Annotated in this window: 16 protein-coding genes; 9 read left to right on the forward strand and 7 right to left on the reverse strand. The window is 69.5% G+C overall.

Going from position 1 to position 15,828, the window contains the following annotated elements; translation table 11 throughout:
* From V5F59_RS19190 to V5F59_RS19215, 6 genes are all read right to left on the reverse strand, one after another.
* Positions 1-1,254: a Zn-dependent hydrolase gene (locus V5F59_RS19190; RefSeq protein ID WP_393976704.1), complete on the reverse strand. Its 1,254-nt coding sequence runs from the start codon at positions 1,252-1,254 to the stop codon at positions 1-3.
* Positions 1,251-1,442 carry a hypothetical protein gene (locus tag V5F59_RS19195; RefSeq protein WP_393976705.1) on the reverse strand — a complete coding sequence of 64 codons (192 nt, stop codon included), beginning with the start codon at positions 1,440-1,442 and terminating at the stop codon, positions 1,251-1,253. Before V5F59_RS19195 ends, V5F59_RS19190 begins: the two co-directional genes overlap by 4 nt.
* 8 nt (positions 1,443-1,450) lie before the next feature.
* Positions 1,451-2,356 (reverse strand): alpha/beta fold hydrolase, encoded by a 906-nt coding sequence (locus V5F59_RS19200; protein ID WP_393976706.1) that lies wholly within the window; start codon positions 2,354-2,356, stop codon positions 1,451-1,453.
* A 9-nt stretch (positions 2,357-2,365) separates the two neighbouring features.
* Positions 2,366-3,499, reverse strand: coding sequence for a pyridoxal phosphate-dependent aminotransferase (locus tag V5F59_RS19205; protein ID WP_393976707.1), 1,134 nt, complete (start codon positions 3,497-3,499; stop codon positions 2,366-2,368).
* A 163-nt stretch (positions 3,500-3,662) separates the two neighbouring features.
* The gene (locus tag V5F59_RS19210) at positions 3,663-4,442 is read right to left on the reverse strand and encodes an SDR family oxidoreductase (RefSeq protein ID WP_393976708.1); all 780 of its coding nucleotides are present in this window, start codon (positions 4,440-4,442) and stop codon (positions 3,663-3,665) included.
* 80 nt (positions 4,443-4,522) lie between these two features.
* Positions 4,523-5,236 carry a GntR family transcriptional regulator gene (locus V5F59_RS19215; protein WP_393976709.1) on the reverse strand — a complete coding sequence of 238 codons (714 nt, stop codon included), beginning with the start codon at positions 5,234-5,236 and terminating at the stop codon, positions 4,523-4,525.
* 230 nt (positions 5,237-5,466) lie between these two features.
* On the opposite strand from V5F59_RS19215, the gene V5F59_RS19220 reads away from it, so the two are divergent.
* From V5F59_RS19220 to V5F59_RS19245, 6 genes are read left to right on the forward strand one after another with little or no spacing between them, the layout of a single operon-like run.
* Entirely contained in the window at positions 5,467-6,330 is an 864-nt protein-coding gene (locus V5F59_RS19220; protein ID WP_393976710.1) for an ABC transporter ATP-binding protein, read from the forward strand.
* A gap of 44 nt (positions 6,331-6,374) precedes the next feature.
* Positions 6,375-7,157, forward strand: coding sequence for a class II aldolase/adducin family protein (locus V5F59_RS19225; protein WP_393976711.1), 783 nt, complete (start codon positions 6,375-6,377; stop codon positions 7,155-7,157).
* A gap of 43 nt (positions 7,158-7,200) precedes the next feature.
* A complete protein-coding gene (locus V5F59_RS19230) occupies positions 7,201-8,223 on the forward strand; it encodes an ABC transporter substrate-binding protein (RefSeq protein ID WP_393976712.1) in 1,023 nt (340 codons plus the stop codon).
* Positions 8,220-9,026, forward strand: coding sequence for an ABC transporter permease (locus V5F59_RS19235; protein ID WP_393976713.1), 807 nt, complete (start codon positions 8,220-8,222; stop codon positions 9,024-9,026). The genes V5F59_RS19230 and V5F59_RS19235 overlap by 4 nt, the downstream gene beginning before the upstream one ends.
* A complete protein-coding gene (locus V5F59_RS19240) occupies positions 9,023-9,793 on the forward strand; it encodes an ABC transporter permease (protein WP_393976714.1) in 771 nt (256 codons plus the stop codon). Before V5F59_RS19235 ends, V5F59_RS19240 begins: the two co-directional genes overlap by 4 nt.
* A gap of 10 nt (positions 9,794-9,803) precedes the next feature.
* Positions 9,804-11,093 carry an LLM class flavin-dependent oxidoreductase gene (locus V5F59_RS19245; protein WP_393976715.1) on the forward strand — a complete coding sequence of 430 codons (1,290 nt, stop codon included), beginning with the start codon at positions 9,804-9,806 and terminating at the stop codon, positions 11,091-11,093.
* Between the two features lie 102 nt (positions 11,094-11,195).
* Here the strand turns inward: V5F59_RS19245 and otnC are convergent, their stop codons facing one another.
* Positions 11,196-11,876, reverse strand: a complete 681-nt coding sequence (otnC, locus tag V5F59_RS19250; RefSeq protein WP_393976716.1) for a 3-oxo-tetronate 4-phosphate decarboxylase — start codon at positions 11,874-11,876, stop codon at positions 11,196-11,198.
* A 645-nt stretch (positions 11,877-12,521) separates the two neighbouring features.
* Here otnC and V5F59_RS19255 point away from each other — a divergent pair.
* The 3 genes from V5F59_RS19255 to V5F59_RS19265 are packed head-to-tail and all read left to right on the forward strand — an operon-like array spanning position 12,522 to position 15,531.
* Positions 12,522-13,544, forward strand: coding sequence for an ABC transporter permease (locus tag V5F59_RS19255; protein WP_393976717.1), 1,023 nt, complete (start codon positions 12,522-12,524; stop codon positions 13,542-13,544).
* Entirely contained in the window at positions 13,538-14,338 is an 801-nt protein-coding gene (locus V5F59_RS19260) for an ABC transporter ATP-binding protein (protein ID WP_393976718.1), read from the forward strand. The genes V5F59_RS19255 and V5F59_RS19260 overlap by 7 nt, the downstream gene beginning before the upstream one ends.
* Positions 14,339-14,382: 44 nt before the next feature.
* Positions 14,383-15,531 carry an ABC transporter substrate-binding protein gene (locus tag V5F59_RS19265; RefSeq protein ID WP_393976719.1) on the forward strand — a complete coding sequence of 383 codons (1,149 nt, stop codon included), beginning with the start codon at positions 14,383-14,385 and terminating at the stop codon, positions 15,529-15,531.
* The last annotated feature ends 297 nt before the right edge of the window (positions 15,532-15,828 follow it).

Here is a 15,828-nt window from a genome sequence, read left to right on the forward strand (position 1 = left end):
TCAAGGCTCCTCGGCGGAAACGAGCGCGCCCGCCACATCCGCCAGCACCTGGGTGCCGGCGGCGAGGTGAGCGGGCTCGGCATGTTCGTGCTCGGCGTGGGAGACGCCGTCGCGGCAGGGAATGAAGATCATGGCGCTGGGGCACACCTTGGCCAGATGGCGCGCATCGTGCCCGGCGGCGGAAAGGATGGGCATGGCCGGAATGGCGTGGCGCCCGGCGGCGGCGGCGATGCGCGCCATCAGGCCCGCATCGAAATCATTGGGCGGCGCATCCACCAGCCGCATGAGAGTGACCCTGCACGGCCCCGCCTCCGCCGCGCAGATGGCCTCGAAGCGCGCGCCCAGGTCGTCCAGGTCCGCGCCCTTCGGATGCCGCAAGTCCACGCGGAAGGTCACGCGCGCCGGCACCACCGAGGGGGCGTTCGGCTCCACGGTCAGGCGGCCGATGGTGAACATCACCGCCCCGTCGTGCCCGCCCACCTCGGGATAGAGGCGATGGGCCATGCGGGTGAAAGCGGCGAGCGCATCGCGCCGCTCCGCCATGGCCAGCGTGCCGGCATGGCCGGGCGCGCCCTCGATCACCACCTCCCAGGTCTTCTTGCCCTGGATGCCGGTGACGACGCCCACCACCTTGCCGGCCTGCTCCAGCACCGGCCCCTGCTCGATATGCAGCTCCAGATAAGCGGCGGCAGGAAAGCCCAGCGGCTTGCGCGGCAGCTCCGGAAAGGCGGCGTGGAGCGCATCGAGGGCGGCGCCGGCGCTCACGCCCTCCGCATCCCTCACGGCGCGGATCTCGTCGAGGGCGCGCACCCCGGCGAAGGCCTCCGAGCCCATCATGCCGGGGGCGAAGCGGGAGCCCTCCTCGTTCATCCAGGCGACCACGATGAGGTCGCGCCGGCGCGGAAGGCCCGCCTCCCGCAGGGCCACAGCCGCCTCGAAGGCGGCGATGACACCGGCGGCGCCGTCATACTTGCCGCCGGTGGGCTGGGTGTCGATATGGCTGCCGGCCAGCACTGGCGGCAGCGCGCGGTCCGCGCCCGGCAGGGTGAGGAAGAGGCTGCCGGCATCGTCGCAGGACGGCTCCAGCCCCTCCGCCTCGGCCCAGCCGAGAATGAGGCGCCAGGCGTCGATCTCGCCCGCCGTCAGCGCCTGCCGGTTCACGCCGCCCCGAGGCAGCGCGCCGATCTGCGCCAGCGCCATCAGGCGGCGCCACAGGCGGTCGGGATCGATGGTGGGCAACGCTGGGGTGGTCATTGGTTCCTCCACCGGAAGCCGGTGCCATCGCCGGGCTTGATCCGGCCTTCCCCGAGCACCGGCCGGGAGCCCTCCCCGGCGCCGCGGGCGGGCGGATCGGCGTCGATGCCCGGCACGCGGCCGGGCACGACGGCGGGAGACAGGAGCAGGCCGGTCGGGAACGGCCCCCGCGCGCCGTCCGCGCTCATCCCGCGCCTCACGAGGTGCGCATGATCTGGCCAGGGATGGCCCGCGGGTCGCGCGGCAGCCACTTGCCGGCCTCCACCTGGGCGATGAACTCGGCGAGCTGGGCGTTGAACAGCGCCGGCTCCTCCAGGTTCAGCGTGTGGCCCGCCTTGGGGAAGACGCTGAGGCCGCAGGCGGGAATGGTCTTCTTCAGGAAGATGCCGGGCTGGAGGCAGTGGTCGTCCTCGTCGCCCACCATCACCAGGGTGGGCACCGTCATGGCCTTCAGCTCCGCCTCCAGGTCCCAGAAGGAGGGCCGGCGCGCCTGCACGCCACGCATGGTGAGCGCGGCGCCGATGTCCGAATGGGTGGCGAGGCGGTCGGCGAACGCGCGCCAGCCGCGCGGGTCCTTGGTCTCGAACTGCACCCGGCTGGCGCCCAGCGCATAGATCTTGGAGAATTCCTTCGCGCCCAGCTTCTCGAAATTCTCCGCCACCGCGAGGGAGACGCCACGGAAATACGCCTCGTATTCCTTCTCGCAGCCGTAGCCGGCGCCGGCCACCGTGAGGGAGAGGGCCCGCCCGGGTGTCCTCAGGCCGAAATGCACCGTGCAGAAGCCGCCCATGGAGAGGCCCACCACGTGCGCCTTCTCGATGCCGAGGCCATCGAGCACCGCCACCGCGTCATCGGCCGCGATGGCCTGGGAATAGGCCTCCACGTCGGTGGGGATGTCGGAGGGCGCGTAGCCGCGCGCGGCATAGGTGATGCAGCGGTGCCGGCGCGCGAAATAGCTCATCTGCGGCTCCCAGCTCATGTGGTTGCCGCCGAATTCGTGGATGAAGAGGATGGGCGTGCCCTGCCCGGCCTCCTCCACGTGCAGGCGCACGCCGTCCTTGGCGGTGATGGTGTGGGTGGCGGTGAGATCGGCATGGGTCATGGCGGGTCCTCAGAACAGGGGCGGCACGTCGTTGAGGGTGCGGGCTTCGGCCACGAGCGACGGCAGGAGCTCCACGAAGCGGTCCGCCCACGCCTCCGGCACCGAGGTGGACACCTTGATGAAGCGGTCGCCGAAGCGGGCGGTGTGGTAGGTGCCCTGGCGGATCATCACATCCTTGCGGCGGGCGGCCTCCACCAGCGCCTCGGGGCGGATCCCGGCGGCCTGCGTCTCGATGACGAGGAAGTTGCCGTGGGACGGATAGACCGGTACGGCGAGCCCCTCGATGGCGAGCGCCGCGTCGCGGATCTTCGCCTTGTTGGCGCGGTCGATGCGGCGCACCGTCTCCATCCACTCGCTTTTCACCCTGAGCCCGGCCTGTGCCGCCCGCTGGGCGATGACGCTGGCGCCCAGCACGGACGTCGCCCGCGCGGCGCATTCGTCCAGCAATGCCGGCGCGGCGACCAGGGCACCGATGCGCAGGCCGGCGAGGCCGAGCCACTTGGAGAAGGAGAGCGAGACGATCGCCCCTTCCGGCGACGCATGGAGCGCGGGAGTGTGCCCGTCCGCGAAATCGCGATAGGTGCAGTCGTGCACCAGGATGGCGCCGCAGTCGCGGGCGATGGCGGCGAACGCCTCGATCTCCTCGCGGGTGTAGCGGATGCCCAGCGGATTGTTGGGGTCCACCAGGTAGATGATGGCGGTGCGCTCATCCACGTTGGCCTTCAGCGCCTCGGGGGTGAGGCGATAGTTCACCGCCGGGTCGTAGATGGGGATCTCGATCACCTGCGCGCCCATCTGGGTGGCGAACAGGCACGGCCACTTCCACGTGGGATCGGTGGTGACGAAGGTGGTGCCCGGCCGGCAGTAGGCGCGGCACACCATGGCGAGCGCATTCACCCCGCCCTCGGTGACGAGGGCCTCCGCTCCCGGCGTGCCGAGGTCCTCCACGATGCCCGCGCGCAGGGCCTCGAAGCCGAGCGGCGGCGCATAGGCATTGAACTCCTGCGCGCGGATGGAGGCGATCATGGCCTCCTCCACCGCCGGATGGGCAGCGATGTGGTTGGTGTTCTGCCCCATCCACATGAGGCGCGGGTTGGCGGAGAGCTCGTCGAAATAGCGGTTGCGCAGGCGGGCGGTGGACATGAAACGGTCCTTGGGCAGAGGGGCGGAGCGCTCGCCGCTCGGACGCGCGCTGAAGGCGATGCGGGTTCGGGAAGGCTCCCACGGCCACCGGCCCGGGCATCTCCCGGGTGGCCGCGGGGCGGGACGGCCGGGGCGGGACCCGGCCGCTGCCCTTTCGGATGCCTCAGATGACCGAGCCGCGGGCGGAGATGCCGCCGTCGATGGTCACGTTGGTGCCGGTGATGTAGCCGGCACGCGGCGAGGCGAGGAAGGCGACGAGGTCGGCCACTTCCTCCGCCGTGGCGGGCCGCTTGCCGGGATACTTGTCGAACAGCTCCTCCCAGCGCTCCTCGGCGCCGAGCATGTCGATGGCCTTGCGCTTCATGATCTTGAGCATGCGGTCGGTGGCGACGGGACCGGGATTGACGCCCACCACGCGCACCCCGTCGTTGAGGCTCGCGCCGCCCAGCGCCTTGGTGAAGCTCATGAGCGCGGCATTGCCGGTGGAGCCGGCGATGTAGCTGGCATCCCAGTTCTCGCCCGAGTTGCCGATGACGTTGATGATCACCCCGTCCTTATCGCGCATGCGGGCGTAATAGGCGCGCGACAGGGTGATGTAGCCGAACACCTTCAGGTCGAAGCCGCGGCGCCAGGCGGCGTCGTCCACCACGTCGAGGGAGCCGGCGGGAATGTCGCCGGCATTGTTCACCAGGATGTCCACCTCGCCCACGTCGGCGGCGAGCTTCTCCATGGCCTCGGTGGAGGAGAGGTCCACCGGGTAGATGTCCACCGTCACGTTGTGCTTCGCCTCGATCTCGGCCTTCGCGGCGGCGAGCGCCTCCCCGTTGCGGGCGGCGAGATGCAGATGGCACCCCTCGGCGGCGAGCACGAAGGCCGTGGCAAGGCCGATGCCCTTGGAGGCTCCGGTGATGAGGGCGCTTTTGTTGGTCAGGTCGAGATTCAAGTCTGCATCTCCGAGGGTCGATCGGGGTCGAACTGGATATACAAACTCATGCAATGTGCATACCAACCCGAACCTCTCCCTCAGCCATAGGCGGCGATGAAGTCCAGGAGATCGTCGCCCAGCAGGTTCACATGGTCCCGCATGGCACGCTGCGCCGCCTCGTCGTCATGGGCGCGGATGGCGGCGATGACGTCCCCATGCTCTTTCAAGGTCTTGGGAATCCGGCTCGGGCGATGGGTGACGCGGCGACGATAGGCTGCCACCTGATTGCGCAGCCGGCGGGTCTGGTCGGCCAGGAAGCCGTTGCAGGAGGCCTCATAGACCGCCTCGTGGAACTCCTGGTTCACATCGTAGAAGAGGTCGATGTCGGCGGTCTCGGCAACCTGCTCCAAACGCTTGTGAATCGCGTCCATGCGGGCGAGCTGCGCCGCCCCTGCGCGCCGCGCGGCTAGGCGTGCGCACAAGCCTTCCAGCTCCGCCATCACCTGGAACATCTCGATGAGCACCTGGGCGGAGATGGTGCGCACCACGGCCCCCTGCCGCCCGCGCAGCTCCACCAGATGGCTCGCCGCCAGCAACCGGAAGGCCTCGCGCACCGGCGTCCGGGAAACCCCGAACTGCTCGGCGATCTCCTGCTCGTCCAGCTTGCTGCCGGGCTCCAGGCGGCCGGACGAAATATCCGCCTCCAGCGTCTTGCGGATGCGGTCCGCGAGGGTCTCGCCCGGCGCCGTGGAGCGCCCGTTTTGATCAATCGGCAGGCAGCTGCTGCCTACTTGTGCACTATTGATCGCCATTTGCATTCCTAAAAACGGTTCTGAGTATACATAAAGAGAGCAACCTTGCGGCTGACGGTCCTCCGGAAACCACCGGCGCTCCGTCATCCTGCATGAAACAGGCTCGGCGACCCTCTCCGCAGGGCCCTTGCAAGAAGTGTGGCATGTCGATTGCTAGAACGGAAGGCATGTCCATCACGCTTTCGCATGCGCCAACGCGCCCTGATTATACAAAGAGGAAAGAGGCCGGCTTGCCCGCAGCACCATCAAGAGGCGGCACCGCCGCCCTCGCCCGCGACGAGGCCATGGCCGCCCCATCCTCCACCACCGCGCAGAACCTGCTGGAGATGCGCGGCCTCACCAAGACCTTCGGCGCCGTGCGCGCGCTGGATGGCTTCACCGCCACGGTGGAGAAGGGCGAGTTCGTCACCGTGGTCGGCCCGTCCGGCTGTGGCAAGAGCACCCTCTTCAACATCGTCGCGGGGCTCGAGGAGCCCGACGCCGGCGGCGCCATGCGCTTCGAGGGCAAGAGCGTGCATGCCGCCGAGCTGCTCGGCCGCGTCTCCTTCATGCCCCAGCGCGACCTGCTGCTGCCCTGGCGCACGGTGATCGACAACGCCATCCTCGCCATGGAGGTGGAGGGCACGCCGCGCAGGCAGGCCCGGGCGCTGGCGGAGAAGATGCTGCCCGAGTTCGGCCTCGCCGGCTTCGGCGCGCAGTATCCGCACCAGCTTTCCGGCGGCATGCGCCAGCGCGTGGCACTGATGCGCACCTTCCTGTTCAAGCGCGACCTGATGCTGCTCGACGAGCCGTTCGGCGCGCTCGACGCCCTCACCCGCACCATGATGCAGCGCTGGCTGCTGGACGTGTGGCAGCAGCACCAGCGCACCATCCTCTTCATCACCCACGATGTGGACGAGGCCCTGTTCCTTGGCGACCGGGTGCTGGTGATGAGCGCCCGCCCCGGCAAGGTGAAGCTGGAACAGAAAGTGGACCTGCCCCGCCCCCGCCCGGCGGAGCTGGTCATCTCCCCCGACTTCATCCGCCTGAAGCGCACCCTTCTGGAGGCCATCGAGGAAGAAGCCATGAAATCCTTCACCTCGGAGGGCAAGTGATGGGAGGGCAAGTGATGGGAAGGCAGATGATGGGAGGACAGACGATGAGCGCCGCCGCATTGTCCCAGAAGCCCGCCGCCATGGATGCCGCCGAATGGCAGGCGCGCGTCGAGCTCGCCGCCTGCTATCGCCTCGTGGCGAAGCTCGGCCTCGACGACCTCATCTACAACCACATCTCCCTGCGCGTTCCGGGCAGGGAGGGCGAGTTCCTGCTCAACCCCTACGGCCTGCTGTTCGAGGAGATCACCGCATCGAGCCTGGTGAAGATCGACACGCAGGGGCGGAAGCTGGAAGACACGCCTTATGAGGTGAACCTCGCGGCCTTCGTCATCCACGCCGCCGTCCACAAGACGGGCTCGGATGCCGCCTGCGTGCTCCACACCCATTCGGATGCGAGCGTCGCCGTCTCGGGGCAGGAGGACGGGCTGCTGCCGCTCAGCCAGTTCGCCATGCGCTTCTATCAAAGGCAGGCGTTCCACGATTACGAGGGCGTCGCCATCGACCTCGACGAGCAGGCCCGCCTCGTCGCCGACCTCGGCCCGCACAAGGTGATGCTGATGCGCAACCACGGCATCCTCACCGTGGGCCGCACGCCGGGCGAAGCCTTCATGCTGCTCTATTATTTCGAGCGCGCCGCGCGCATCCAGCTCGCCATGCAGGCAGCCTGCGCCGCCGGCGTGAAGCTGGTGCTGCCGCCCCACGAGGTGTGCGAGAAGGCCGCCCGCCAGTTCTGGGAGCTCAAGGGCGACATCCTCGTGCCCGGCGAGCGCGAATGGCCCGCCCTCATGCGGCAGCTCGACCGCCTCGACTCCTCCTACCGCACCTGATCGCCGCCAGCAGAAGCGGCCCGCCTTTCACCGGAGACCAGCCATGATTGCCCGCCGAACCCTCCTTTCGACGCTCGCGGCCGGCGCCGCGCTCATCGGTACAGCGCTCACCGCCCTGCCCGCCGCGGCGGCGGATCCCGTGCCGGCGACGCTGCGCCTCAAGTGGCTGCCGCAGGCCCAGTTCGCGGGCTTCTACGTGGCCGTGGCCAAGGGCTACTACAAGGCCGAGGGCATCGACCTCACCATCAATCCGGGCGGCCCGAACATCCTCGCCGAGAACCTGGTCGCCACCGGCGCCGACACGTTCGGCCTGTCGGGCGGCCTCGACAGCGTGTTCGCCGCCCGCGACAAGGGCCTGCCGGTGGTGTGCGTGGGCATCTCCCACCAGCTCACCCCCTTCGTGTTCGTGGTGCGGGCGGACGGACCCATCAAGTCCATCCAGGACTTCAAGGGCAAGAAGGTCACCACCTGGTTCACCGGCGCGAACCACGTGCTGAAGGCGATGCTGACCAAGCAGGGCCTCGACCCGGCGCTGGTGGACATCCAGCCCCAGCAGGTGAGCGTGACGCCCTTCGTGGACGGGCAGATCGATGTGATCACCGCCACCCGCTACAACGAGTTCTACACCATCAAGACCCGCATGGGCGACGAGAAGCTCCGCACCTTCGTGGCGGAGGATTCCGGCGTCACCTTCCCGCGTGACACGCTCATCGTCTCCGAGCAGACGGCGAAGGAGAAGCCGGAGCTGGTGAAGGGCTTCCTGCGCGCGTCCATCAAGGGCTGGCAGGACGCCTTCAAGGATCCCAAGGGCGCCGTCGACACCGTGATGAAGGTGGCCCCGACGCTGGATCGCGCCCACCAGGAATTCATGCTGGCCGAGGTGCAGAAGCTGATGACCGCCGGCAAGGTGAAGGAGGACGGCCTGTTCTGGATCGACATGGATGCCGTGAAGATCACCCAGCAGCTCTTCCTCGACGCCAAGGTCATCTCCAAGCCGGTGGACCTCGACGCCACCTTCAACCGCTCCTTCCTCGAAGCCATTCCGGTGGTGGACCGCCGCCCGTGAGCAGCGCCGCGCTCCAGCCCTCGGCCACGCGGCCGGGGGCACCCGCCCTGCTGAAGCCGCTGGCGCGCGCCGCCCGCAGCTTCGCCATCCTCCTCGCGGTGCTGGTGGCGGCCGAAGGCCTCATCGCGGCCTTCGGCGTGAAGCCCTGGTACGTGCCGCGGCCCAGCCTCGTCCTCAATGCCATCCTCGCCACGCCCCAGCCCTACATCCAGGGCTTCCTGCGCACCCTCACCGAGACGCTGATGGGCTTTGCCTCCGGCGCGGTGTTCGGCATCGCCATCGCCGTCGTCTTCTTCCGCGCGAAGGTGCTCAAGGAGCTGATCTTTCCGGTGTTCGTGGTGTCGCAGACCATCCCCGTCATCGCCTTCGGCGCGCTGGTGGTGCTGTGGTTCGGCAACACGCTCATCGCCAAGGCCGCCATCTCCTTCTACCTCACCTTCTTCCCGGTCACCGTGAACGCGCTGCTCGGCCTCGAGAGCGTGGACCCGCGGCAGGAGGCGCTCATGCGCTCCTTCGGCGCGAGCCGGTTCCAGCTCCTCACCCGCCTGCAGCTGCCGGCGGCCTTGCCGCAGATCTTCGTGGCGCTGCGCCTCGCCTCCGCCTTGTCGCTGGTGGGCGCCATCGTCGGCGAATGGTTCGGCGACACGGTGGGCCTCGGCGTGCTGCTGCTGCAGGGCATGTACAACGAGAACGTCATCGCCATCTGGGCCGCCATCGCCATGTGCGCCGTGCTCGGCACCGGCTTCTATGCGGTGGTCGCGGCCACCGAGCGCCTCTTCGTCTTCTGGGGGGCCGAGCAATGAGCACGCCTGCGACCTCGTCCCGCCTGCTGCCGTCGCGCGCGGCGCAGCGCGGCATCCTCGGCATGGTGCTGCTGGTGGCCCTGTGGGAAGGGGTGGCCCGTGGCTTCAACCTGCCCGCCTACACGCTGCCGTCGGTCTCCGCCATCCTCGGCGCGATCTGGGATCACCGGCAGGTGCTGTTCGCCGCCGGCGCATACACCTTCGCCGAGGCGATCATCGGCTACGCGCTGGGCGCGGCGATCGGCATCGCGCTGGCGGTGGTCATCACCCTCGTCCCCCTGACGCGCAGCGCCATCGTGCCGGTGGCCACCTCCATCAATTCTGTGCCGGTGGTGGCGTGGTCGCCGCTCATCCTGCTGTGGTTCGGCATCGGCATGCCGTCCAAGATCGTGATGGTGGCGCTGGCGGTGAGCTTCACCGTCTTCCTCTCGGCGCTGGCCGGCCTCGACCGGGTGGACCGGCGCTCGGTGGACCTCATGCGCTCCTTCGGCGCCGGGCGGCTCGCCATCCTGTTCCGCCTGAGGCTGCCCACCGCGCTGCCGCTGATCGCGGCGGGCCTGCGCGTCTCCACGGTGCGCGCCATCATCGTCGCCATCGTCACCGAGATGCTGGGCGCCTATGACGGCCTCGGCTGGGTGATCTACCAGGCGGTGCTGCAGGTGGACTTCGTGAAGGTGTGGTCCGCCATCTTCGTGGCCTCGGCCGCAAGCCTCCTCTTCTTCGGCCTGGTCGGCTTCGCCGAGCGGCGCCTGGTATTCTGGAAGTAGAGCCTCCCTCATGACCCGCAAGATGCATTTCGGCCTGTTCCTGCTCGGGACGGGAAGCCACATCGCCGGCTGGCGCGTGCCCGGCGCCATCGACACCTTCCAGGACATCGGCAAGGTCCGGGAGATCGCGGCCATCGCCGAGCGCGGGCTGTTCGACCTCATCTTCATGGGCGACAACCTGAACGCCGACCCCGCCGCCCACCCCTCCTACACGGCGCGGCTGGAGCCGCTGACGCTGCTCGCCGCCATCGCAGGGGCGACGACCCACATCGGCCTCGGCGGCACCGTCTCCACCACCTATTCCGATCCCTACACCGTGGCGCGCGCCTTCGCCTCCCTCGACCACATCTCCGGCGGGCGCGCCGTGTGGAACGCGGTCACGACCGCGGCGCCGGCCGCCGCCGCCAACTTCGGCACGCAGCATCCCGACCACGCCAGGCGTTACGAGATCGCCGGCGAGTTCCTCGACGTGGTGAAGGGCCTCTGGGACTGCTGGGCGGACGACGCCATCGTCGCGGACCGGGAGACCGGCCTCTACATCGAACCCGCCAAGGTGAGGCCCCTCGACCACGAGGGCGAGTTCTTCAAGGTGAAGGGCCCGCTCAACATCGGCCGCAGCCCCCAGGGCCATCCCATCATCTCCCAGGCGGGCGGCTCGGAACCGGGGCAAAGGCTCGCCGCGCGCACGGCGGACATCGTCTTCGCCGTGGTGCAGGACCTCGCCGAGGCGCAGGCCGGCTACAAGGCGCTGAAGGACCGCCTGCCCGCCCTCGGCCGCCGCCCGGAGGAGGTGTGCGTGCTGCCGGGCGTGATGCCCGTGGTCGGCCGCACGGCGAAGGAGGCGCGGGAGAAGCTCGCCGACCTCATGCGCTTCGTGGATGCGAAGAACGCCCTCGGCATGCTCTCCGAGCGCTTCGGCACCGACATGAGCGCCTACGACCTCGACGGCCCCATCCCCGACCTACCCGAGGCGGACACCTACAAGTCCTTCACCGGGGTGATGCTGGCCAAGGCGAAGCGCGAGGGCGGGACGCTCCGCGACGTCTACAACATGGTGGCCGCCGCCCGCGGCCACTGGGTGCTGGTGGGCGCGGCGGAGGAGGTGGCGGATACCCTCCAGCTCTGGTTCGAGAGCGGCGCGGCGGACGGCTTCAACGTGATGCCGCCCTATTTCCCCGGCGCCTTCGACGATTTCGTGGACCTCGTCATCCCCATCCTGCAGGAGCGCGGCCTGTTCCGCACCGCATACGAGGGCAGGACGGTGCGTGACCTGCTCGGCCTGAAGCGTCCCGCCAATTGATGCCATCGGCCCCGCGCCCCGACCGGGGCCGGCCGGGCTCGCTCACGCGCCGCGCGGCGCTCGACCAAGGGCCGGGGGAGGCAAGCGCACCGGCCCTTGGCATCAGTGGTCGTGGGGATCCTCGTCCGCGTGGGCGTGCTCGGGCAGCGTGAGACCGAACACCTTCACGAGGTCCGCCACCTGATCGGGCGAGAGATAGCGGGGATTGAGGCCGCGCAGCAGCAGATAGAGGCGGGCCGTCTCCTCCAGCTCCTCGGTGGCGAACACCGCGGCCTCCAGCGTGTCACTTGCCACCACCGGCCCGTGGTTGGCGAGCAGGACCGAGGAATAGCGCCCCGCAAGCCCGCGGATCGCATCGGCGACCGCCGGGTCGCCCGGCCGGAAATAGGGGAGCAGCGCCGTCTGCCCGCAGCGCATGAGGTAATAGGGCGTCATCGGCGGCAGGGCGGACCTGGGATCGATCTCCGGCAGCATGGTGAGCGCCACGGAATGCGTCGAATGCAGGTGGACGATGGCCCGTGCCCCGCCGCGCGTCTCGTAGAGGGCCGAATGGAGAGGGATTTCCTTGGTCGGCGGGTCACCGCTCAGAAGGTGGCCGCCCGCATCCAGCCGGGCGATGCGAGCGGGATCGAGGAAGCCGAGGGACGCGTTGGTGGGCGTCACCAGCCACCCGCCGTCGTCGAGGCGCACGCTGATGTTGCCGGAGGAGCCGGGGGTGAGGCCCCGCTCGAACAAGGACCGGCCGAAGCTGCTGATGCTTTCGCGTAGTTTTGCTTCCGACATGGCATTTCCCTTCGACACCTCGCCGTGCGGCACGTGCGTGGCCCGCATCCCCCGCGGGTCAGCCCCGCCGGCGAGGCCCCTTCGGCACGCCCCTGTGCGGCGACCAGGGCGCGTGCTCCTTCCTTAATTCGGGTCATGCCTAACGGAGCCGGACCAAATCCGCGAGGATTTGGTTGCATCGAAGCGCCCTCGATGTGGATTTGGCTCAAGCTCGCGACCATCGGGAGGGCCGCCGGGGCCGTGCCCCGCGCCCTTCCCGCGTCGCGCCCCGGTGCCCCAAAGGTCACGCGAACCAGGCCACGGCTCACGCCCCCGAGGTCGGCCGCCGGACGCGCCCGGGGCAAAGCTGACGACGGGGCCGCGGGGGGATGCGGCCCCGCTCCGGTTCGCCGGACGCAAATTCCTCGCCCCACCAGCCCGCCGAACGCCGAGGCCGCCCGGCCGCATCTTGGCTTGACTCATATTCAATAATATCCATAAATTTAGTTGATTTTTGATCTCCCATCTTCTGGAAGCCGTCATGCCAACCGTTTCGGTCCATCGAACGCTCCGCCATCCCATCCCCCCCTCCGAATCGCCCGGGGCAACGGGACCGCAGCTGCGGCGAGCGCCCACCGGCGCGCCCCTCAGGCGCGAGGGCGGGCGATGACCGATCAGCTCCTCGACACCGCCGACATCCACTCCGCCCCGCAGCAATTTGTGGCGAAAGACCGTCGCGCGCGGCCGGCGCTTTGGAGCACCGGCCTCCTCGCCGGCGCGCTCTGGCTCGCCGCCGGAGCCTATAGCGGCCTCGTGCCCGATGCGGACGAGGTGGCCTACACCCGCGAATTCGCCTATGGCGTCGCGGCGATCGGCGCGGTCCTGGTGCTGGCGAGCCTCGCCGGCCCCGTCTCCGGCCTGCAGCTGAAGGGGCTGCGCCACTGGGGGCCGTGGCTGCTCGTGCTGCCCCTCGGCCTTCTTGCCTGGGAAGCGGTCACCGCCAAGCTTGAACTGCTGCCGCGGCCTTTCTTCGTCGCGCCGCAGGCCATGCTGGAAGTCTACCTCGACGACTGGCCGAAACTCGGCCTCAGCACGGTGGCATCGCTGAAGCTGCTGGCCTGGGGCTATTTCATCGGGGCGGCCGTGGGCGTCACGCTGGGCGTCTCCATCGGCTGGTGGCGGATCGCCGGCTACTGGGCCCATCCGGTGCTGCGCTTCATCGGACCGCTGCCGGCGACCGCATGGCTCCCGGTCGCCTTCTTCCTGTTTCCCTCCTCGTGGAGCGCCAGCGTGTTCCTGCTCGCGCTGGCCACCGGCTTTCCGGTCACCATCCTCACCTGGTCCGGCATCGCCAGCGTCAACAAGGACTATTACGACATCGCCCGCACGCTGGGCGCCAGCCAGCGCTTCCTGGTGCTGAAGGTGGCCATTCCCGCCGCGCTGCCGCACGTCTTCGTCGGCCTGTTCATGGGCCTCGGCACCTCGTTCGCCGTGCTGGTGGTGGCGGAGATGCTCGGGGTGAAGGCCGGCCTCGGCTGGTACCTGCAATGGGCCCAGGGCTGGGCCGCCTACGCCAACATGTACGCCGCGCTGCTGGTGATGGCGCTCATGTGCTCCGGGCTGGTGACCCTGCTGTTCAGGCTGCGTGACCATATCCTGGCCTGGCAGAAGGAGCTGGTGCGGTGGTGAACGCTGTCCTTGCTCCCGCGCGCTCCGGCTCCACCAGCGACGGCATCCGCCTCGACGTGGACGACGTGAGCCACGCCTTCCAGCTGGAAGGCGCCCCGCTCCCCGTCCTGCACCAGGTGAGCTTCGCGGCGAAGCCCGGCGAGTTCGTCGCCCTGCTCGGGCCGTCGGGATGCGGCAAGTCCACCCTGCTGCGCCTCGTCGCCGGCCTGGACCATGCGAGCGAGGGACGCATCTCCGCCGATGGAGAAGCGATCCGCGATCCCGATCCCTCCCGCATCCTCGTGTTCCAGGATCCCACCCTCTATCCCTGGCGCACGGTGGAGGCGAACGTCTCCCTGGGCCTGGAGGCGCGGGGCCTCCTGAAGCAGCAGAGGCGCCGGGTCGGAGAAGCCCTGTCCCTGGTGGGCCTGTCGAGCTTCGCCAGCGCCTATCCCCGCCAGCTCTCCGGCGGCATGGCCCAGCGCGTGGCCCTCGCCCGCGCGCTGGTGAACGAGCCGCGCCTGCTGCTCCTCGACGAGCCGCTGGGAAAGCTCGACAGCCTCACCCGCATCACCATGCAGGCCGAGATCCTGAAGCTGTGGCAGGACGCGCGCTTCACCGCCCTTCTGGTCACCCATGACGTGGAGGAGGCGCTGTTCCTCGCCGAGCGGGTGATCGTGTTCTCGGACCGGCCGGCCAGCATCAAGGCCGACGTGACGGTGGACGTCCCCTATCCCCGGCACCGCGGGGATCCGCGCCTCGCGGAGCTGCGCCATCACCTGCTCGGCCTGCTCGGCCTCGACGCCACCTGGTGAAGCCCGCCGCCCTCTTTCGTCAGTCCCGTTTTCAGGAGCCCGTCATGACCACACCGTCCGGAAGTCCGGAGCATGAGAACCCGCAGGCCGAGAGCGCCGCGCGGCCGTCGAGCCGGCGCCAGCTGCTGCGCTATGGCCTCGCCGCCGGCGCCGCGTCCCTCATCGGCGGCGTCGGCGGCCGCGTGCTCGCCGCCAACCTGATGACCGCGCCGGGGCCGGCCGGCGCCGCCGTGGACGCACGCTTTCCGCTCTGCCTCACCGCCGCCGACGGGACCGCGCCCACCGGCCCGCTCCGGCCGCTGAAGCTCGCCTGGAACGCCAGCGCCATCTGCACCGCCGCCGCCCCGGTGGCCAAGGAGACCGGCATCTTCACGCGCCACGGCCTCGACGTGGACTTCGTCAACTTCGGCAGCTCCACCGAGCAACTGCTGGAGGCCATCGCCACCGGCAAGGCCGATGCCGGCATCGGCATGGCGCTGCGCTGGCTGAAGCCGCTGGAGCAGGGCTTCGACGTGCGGATCACCGCCGGCGTCCACGGCGGCTGCCTCCGGCTCCTGGGCGATGCCGGCGCCGGCGTCACCAAGGTCGCGGACCTCAAGGGCAAGACCATCGCGGTGTCCGACCAGGCCTCGCCTGGCAAGAACTTCTTCTCCATCTACCTCGCCGAGCACGGGGTCGACCCGTTCAAGGACGTGGAGTGGCGCCAGTATCCGCTGGAGGCCCTGCCGCTGGCCATCGACAAGGGCGAGGCGCAGGCGCTGGCCGACGCCGATCCGCGCACCTGGATCTGGATCAGGGAGTCCAAGGGCAAGCTGGTGGAGCTCGCCACCAACCTCTCGGAGAAATACGTGGACCGGGCGTGCTGCATCATCGGCATCCGCGGCAGCCTGATCCGCGATGAGAAGCCGGTGGCCACCGCCCTCACCCGCGCCATCCTGGAAGGCGCCCACAAGGTGGGGCAGGATCCCGAGCTCGCCGCCCGGACCTTCTCAGGCTACGGCGGCAAGGGTTCCATCGAGGACCTCGTGGCCATGCTCAACAGCCAGGACCACCACCACAGTCCCATCGGCGGGGATCTCAAGACGCAGATCGCGGCCTATGCCGAGGAGCTGAAGCTGGTGCAGGTGTTCAAGCCGAACACCAACACGCAGCGCTTCGCCGAGAAGGTCTATGCGGACGTGCTGACCGTTTGACGCCCTGCGTCTTCGAGGGGAACAGGGCCGGCGCGCCAGGCGCCCCGCCCCCTGTTCCCCGCCGCGGGCTCAGGCCGTGACATCGCCTCCCCCCGGGGACGCGGGGCGCGGCCTCACCGCCAACGCCGCCTGCGTGGCATGGACGCGGCGAAATGACCGCACAGGATCTGGCCCAGCGCGCCTTGCGCCCCGTGCGATGCCGAACAGGCCGCACGCGCGGTCGCGATCACCCAGCGGAAGACGGAAAACCCAAGCCCGATGGCTCGCGGGGCCGGCCACACCGCCCTTCATGCGGCG

Origin of the sequence: Xanthobacter nonsaccharivorans (assembly GCF_043194755.2) — a bacterium.
Lineage (GTDB): Bacteria > Pseudomonadota > Alphaproteobacteria > Rhizobiales > Xanthobacteraceae > Xanthobacter > Xanthobacter autotrophicus_G.

Coding starts and splice junctions, on each gene's coding strand:
- V5F59_RS19230 (WP_393976712.1), top strand. CDS start 7,201: ATGATTGCCCGCCGAACCCTCCTTTCGACGCTCGCGGCCGGCGCCGCG.
- V5F59_RS19205 (WP_393976707.1), bottom strand. CDS start 3,499: ATGTCCACCGCCCGCCTGCGCAACCGCTATTTCGACGAGCTCTCCGCC.
- otnC (WP_393976716.1), bottom strand. CDS start 11,876: ATGTCGGAAGCAAAACTACGCGAAAGCATCAGCAGCTTCGGCCGGTCC.
- V5F59_RS19240 (WP_393976714.1), top strand. CDS start 9,023: ATGAGCACGCCTGCGACCTCGTCCCGCCTGCTGCCGTCGCGCGCGGCG.
- V5F59_RS19200 (WP_393976706.1), bottom strand. CDS start 2,356: ATGACCCATGCCGATCTCACCGCCACCCACACCATCACCGCCAAGGAC.
- V5F59_RS19245 (WP_393976715.1), top strand. CDS start 9,804: ATGACCCGCAAGATGCATTTCGGCCTGTTCCTGCTCGGGACGGGAAGC.
- V5F59_RS19265 (WP_393976719.1), top strand. CDS start 14,383: ATGACCACACCGTCCGGAAGTCCGGAGCATGAGAACCCGCAGGCCGAG.
- V5F59_RS19195 (WP_393976705.1), bottom strand. CDS start 1,442: ATGAGCGCGGACGGCGCGCGGGGGCCGTTCCCGACCGGCCTGCTCCTG.
- V5F59_RS19215 (WP_393976709.1), bottom strand. CDS start 5,236: ATGGCGATCAATAGTGCACAAGTAGGCAGCAGCTGCCTGCCGATTGAT.
- V5F59_RS19255 (WP_393976717.1), top strand. CDS start 12,522: ATGACCGATCAGCTCCTCGACACCGCCGACATCCACTCCGCCCCGCAG.
- V5F59_RS19225 (WP_393976711.1), top strand. CDS start 6,375: ATGAGCGCCGCCGCATTGTCCCAGAAGCCCGCCGCCATGGATGCCGCC.
- V5F59_RS19190 (WP_393976704.1), bottom strand. CDS start 1,254: ATGACCACCCCAGCGTTGCCCACCATCGATCCCGACCGCCTGTGGCGC.